We start from the raw sequence: 3871 nt of genomic DNA on the forward strand, positions 1-3871 counted from the left end.
TCGCGAAATATTCATGCGGGCCAAAGGACAGCGCGACCTGCGCCAGCCAGGGCGCGATGAACATCAGCGCGGCGATGGAAATCATCGTGCCGATGAAGGAAAACACGATCCCGGCGCCAAGGGCCTTGCCGCCCTCGCCCTTTTCCATCATCGGGCCGCCGTCGAAGGTGGTCGCGATCGAGGCGGGCGTGCCGGGGATTTTCAGCAAGATGGCTGAGATCAGCCCGCCCGAGGTCGCCCCCACGAAAAGCGCGATCAACAGCGCCATCCCGGTGCCGGGGTCGAGCCCATAGGTCATCGGCAAGCACAGCGCGATGGCCATGACGGCGGTCAGGCCCGGCACCGCGCCGAACACGATCCCCACCCCCACGCCGATCACGATCAGCAACATCACATAGGGCTGAAACACATTGGCAAAGCCCGTCAGCAACAGATCAAACATGGCGCCCCTCCCTCAAGGCAGCAATGTGGTCAGCGGACCCGCCGGCAGCAGCAGCCCGAAACCGTAGCGGAAGGTCGCAAAGATCACCGCCGAGGCAATCAGCGCGATAACCGCATAAAGCGCGTAAGGTCTGCGGACACTGCTTGGGGTCAGCACGATGAATTGCACGAAAAGATAGATCGTGGTCGCAATCGGAAAGCCCAGCCGCGACAGCATCGCGACATAAACCGCGATCAGCGCCAGCGTGATGCCCACTGTCACCAGCCCGATATTGTCGCGGGCGTGATGCGATTCCTCCTCGGCCTGCGCGGCCTCGAAGGCGCGCCGCTCGACCGAAGCATCGGCGGCCAGCACGGCCTCATCGGGGGCCTCGACGCCGGTTTCGGCGGTGCCTTCGGGCATCGCGGGCGCGGGGCCACGGCGCCAGACGGTGAACAGCTCAGCCGCGCCAAGCCCGATCATCATCACCGCAAGCATGGTCGGCACGGTCGCCGCGTCCACGCCATCACGGTTCGGCACGCCGCGCGACATGATGAAATAGACGATCCCGGTGGCCAGCATGGCCAGTCCGACAATGAAATCCTTTTGGCGCATGGCTCCCCCCAATCTTCGCCGGAACAAGGACAGGCGGCCCCGGCAGGGACCGCCCAATGATGGATCAGCGGCTGCCCTGAAGTGCTGCGCGATAGGGCATATAGGCGTCGCGGATCTCATTGAGCCGCTCGACGGCCTCATCCTTGGGCATGAAGGCGACCGGCTGGCGGAAGCCCTGCTCAAGATCCTGCGCATATTCCGGGATCTCGGTGATCTGGCGCATCACATCGCCCATCTTGGCGACGATCTCGGGGTCGGTTCCCTGCGGGAAGGCGATGATATAGGGGTTGTCCATGACCATATCGACGCCCTGTTCGACGAAGGTCGGGATGTCACCCAAAAGCGGATTGCGGTCCGCATTGGGTTGACCCAGCACGAACATCTGGCCCGAATTGGCGTAATCCTGAATCGCGCCATAAGCGATGCCCGCAATGTCGATGCGCCCACCCAGAAGGCTGGCAATTTTTTCGGATGCCGAGCCGGTATCGACGATGTTCAGCGTGGTCCCCGTGGCCGCCTGAAAGATCAGCCCTTGCAGATGCGAATACCCGCCCAGTTCAGTGCCGAAGGTCAGGCTGTCGGGCTCCGCCGCCTGCACATCGGCGATGGTTTCCAGACCCGATCGTTTGCTGGTCACGAACACCGCGCCCTGATCGACCGCCGGAACACAGCAGATTTCAAAATCCGCAATCCCGTAATTCGCCAGACCCGAAACCTCAGCCACGATCAGATGGCCGGTATGGCCGAACAGCATCGTGTAGCCATCGGGCGCGGCATCCCGCACCGCAGAGGTCGCAATCGTCGCCCCGCCGCCGGGCATATTGGTGATGACCATCGTCCGGCCAGTCACCTGTTCAAAATACTTGGCCATGGTGCGGGCGTTGAAATCGGTATCGCCGCCGGGACTGGCACCGATGATGACGTTGATTGTGCGCTCGGGCCATTTGGTATCGGCCTGTGCCGCCGCCCCGATCATTGCAACAGCCGCTGCGGAAACCGCCAGTTTGAATGCGTTCATTCTTCTACCTCCCCTAGAGTCCTGCACACTCAATTAAGCACTAATATATTTGTTTACTATCGTCAAGTATGTCTGCCTGCTACTTGGAAAGGAGCGGCGACTGCCGGATAATGTCGGCGCGGTCTGGAAAGGTGATGAGGAAATGCAACAAATAGCGCGGCGACGCACCCTGACAGATGATGTTTATGACGCGCTACGCCGCCAGATCGTGACGCTTGACCTTCTTCCTGGCGCCGCCTTGGTTGACAAGGATCTGAGCGAACAGTTCGGTGTCAGCCGCACCCCTCTGCGCGAAGCGATCCTGAGGCTGGTGCAGGACGGGTTAGTCATTGTTGCGCCGCAATATGCAACCTTTGTGGCCCCTCTGAATCCGGTTGCGGTCCGTGAGGCGCATTTTCTGCGCGAGAATCTGGAACTACCCGTTCTGCGTCAGCTATGCGGCGGCGCGTCCATTGATCTGTCAGGTCCGCATCAGATTCTGATCGAACAGCGGCTTTTGCTCAACCGTGGAACCTTTGCCGACTTCTTGCCCTTGGATGACCGCTTTCATCAGCTTTTGTTTCAACTGGCCGGGCTGGATAAAATCTGGAACATTATCCATGCCAAAAAAGCGCAACTGGATCGCGTGCGGCATATACAGGCCCCACAGGATGGCAAGATCAGAACCCTGATCGAAGAACACACCGCGATCCTGGCGGCCATCGCGGCGCAGGATTCCACAACTGCGGAGACCGTCCTGCGCCGTCATATTTCGGGTGCGGTTGGTTATCTGGGTCAGCTTGCGGCAGAACGCCCCGAACTGTTTGCCCTGCCTGAAGGCCGGGGCCGCACCGCCGCAGAAAAATCACACCGCACAAGAAAGGCCATGCCATGACCGGCATCGACATCCACGACGACATGCGCCGCCGGATCATGACGCTGGAACTGCCGCCGGGCAGCATTTTGTCGCGTCAGGACTTGCAGGACCAGTATGGCGTCAGCTCGACCCCGATCCGGGACATGCTGCTGAAATTGCAAGAGGGTGGCCTGATCGAGATGCTGCCGCAATCGCGCACATCGGTCAGCCTGATCGACATCGAACAGGCCCGGCAGGCGCATTTCCTGCGCAATGCGGCGGAACAGGCTGTCGTGGCACAACTGGCCAAAGAACCATCGCTCGAACTGATCGGCTGTCTGACAGACATCATCGCCTTGCAGGAACAACATGCTGCCAGCGATCTGGCAATCTTTGCGGTGCTGGACAGCCGGTTTCATCAGGAATTGTTCCGGGCGGCGAATATGATGAGGGTTCACAACGTTATCCGACGCGAAAGTATGCACATTGATCGCATCCGTGCGCTGCACTTGCCGGTGGGAAACAAGTCCGCACAAATTTTGGCGGATCATCGTCTGATTGTTCGTTCTCTAGCGGCAGGGGACGGTTTCGGCGCGGTTGCGGCGATGGCGGAGCATCTGTCACAATCAATCGCAATCGCCCTAGAGTTGCACAGCAAAATGCCCGAGTATTTCAAGGGGTAATCTGACCTGTCCGACTGTATAGGGCAGGTCAGTCCCCATCAGCAGGGCGATTTAGCGGGCACAGGCGAAGCCGTCGCCCTCGGGCTGGGCATAGGCAGGCCAAGCGCATAGCGGGCGGGCGTCCGCGGCCTCGCCGCCCGGGACCGCCGCCTCCATCACGTCAGGCGCGGTTCCCTGCTCGACCCATTCGACCAGAGGTGTCAGCGCATCAAAGCTGACCGGGCCGTCGCCGCCCGCGCAATGATGCATCCCCGGCACCAGGAACACGCGCGAGAACGCGTCCGCGCCCTCGCCGCCAT

6 protein-coding genes are annotated in these 3871 nt (G+C 60.9%); 2 read left to right on the forward strand and 4 right to left on the reverse strand.

What is annotated here, in order from left to right; translation table 11 throughout:
- From Q4G24_RS16375 to Q4G24_RS16385, 3 genes are all read right to left on the reverse strand, one after another.
- On the reverse strand, window positions 1-442 hold a 442-nt coding region (locus Q4G24_RS16375; protein ID WP_303367605.1), incomplete at its 3' end, for a tripartite tricarboxylate transporter permease.
- A 12-nt stretch (window positions 443-454) separates the two neighbouring features.
- On the reverse strand, window positions 455-1036 hold the full coding sequence (locus Q4G24_RS16380; RefSeq protein ID WP_303367606.1) for a tripartite tricarboxylate transporter TctB family protein: 582 nt from the start codon (window positions 1034-1036) through the stop codon (window positions 455-457).
- Window positions 1037-1100: 64 nt separating this feature from the next.
- Window positions 1101-2054 (reverse strand): tripartite tricarboxylate transporter substrate binding protein, encoded by a 954-nt coding sequence (locus Q4G24_RS16385; protein ID WP_303367607.1) that lies wholly within the window; start codon window positions 2052-2054, stop codon window positions 1101-1103.
- Between the two features lie 142 nt (window positions 2055-2196).
- On the opposite strand from Q4G24_RS16385, the gene Q4G24_RS16390 reads away from it, so the two are divergent.
- The gene (locus Q4G24_RS16390) at window positions 2197-2928 is read left to right on the forward strand and encodes a GntR family transcriptional regulator (RefSeq protein ID WP_303367608.1); all 732 of its coding nucleotides are present in this window, start codon (window positions 2197-2199) and stop codon (window positions 2926-2928) included.
- On the forward strand, window positions 2925-3572 hold the full coding sequence (locus Q4G24_RS16395; RefSeq protein ID WP_303367609.1) for a GntR family transcriptional regulator: 648 nt from the start codon (window positions 2925-2927) through the stop codon (window positions 3570-3572). Before Q4G24_RS16390 ends, Q4G24_RS16395 begins: the two co-directional genes overlap by 4 nt.
- Before the next feature lie 51 nt (window positions 3573-3623).
- On the opposite strand, the gene Q4G24_RS16400 is transcribed toward Q4G24_RS16395, so the two are convergent.
- On the reverse strand, window positions 3624-3871 hold a 248-nt coding region (locus Q4G24_RS16400; protein ID WP_303367610.1), incomplete at its 5' end, for a tannase/feruloyl esterase family alpha/beta hydrolase.

The organism is Paracoccus sp. (in: a-proteobacteria), from assembly GCF_030538695.1.
Taxonomy (GTDB): Bacteria; Pseudomonadota; Alphaproteobacteria; order Rhodobacterales; family Rhodobacteraceae; genus Paracoccus.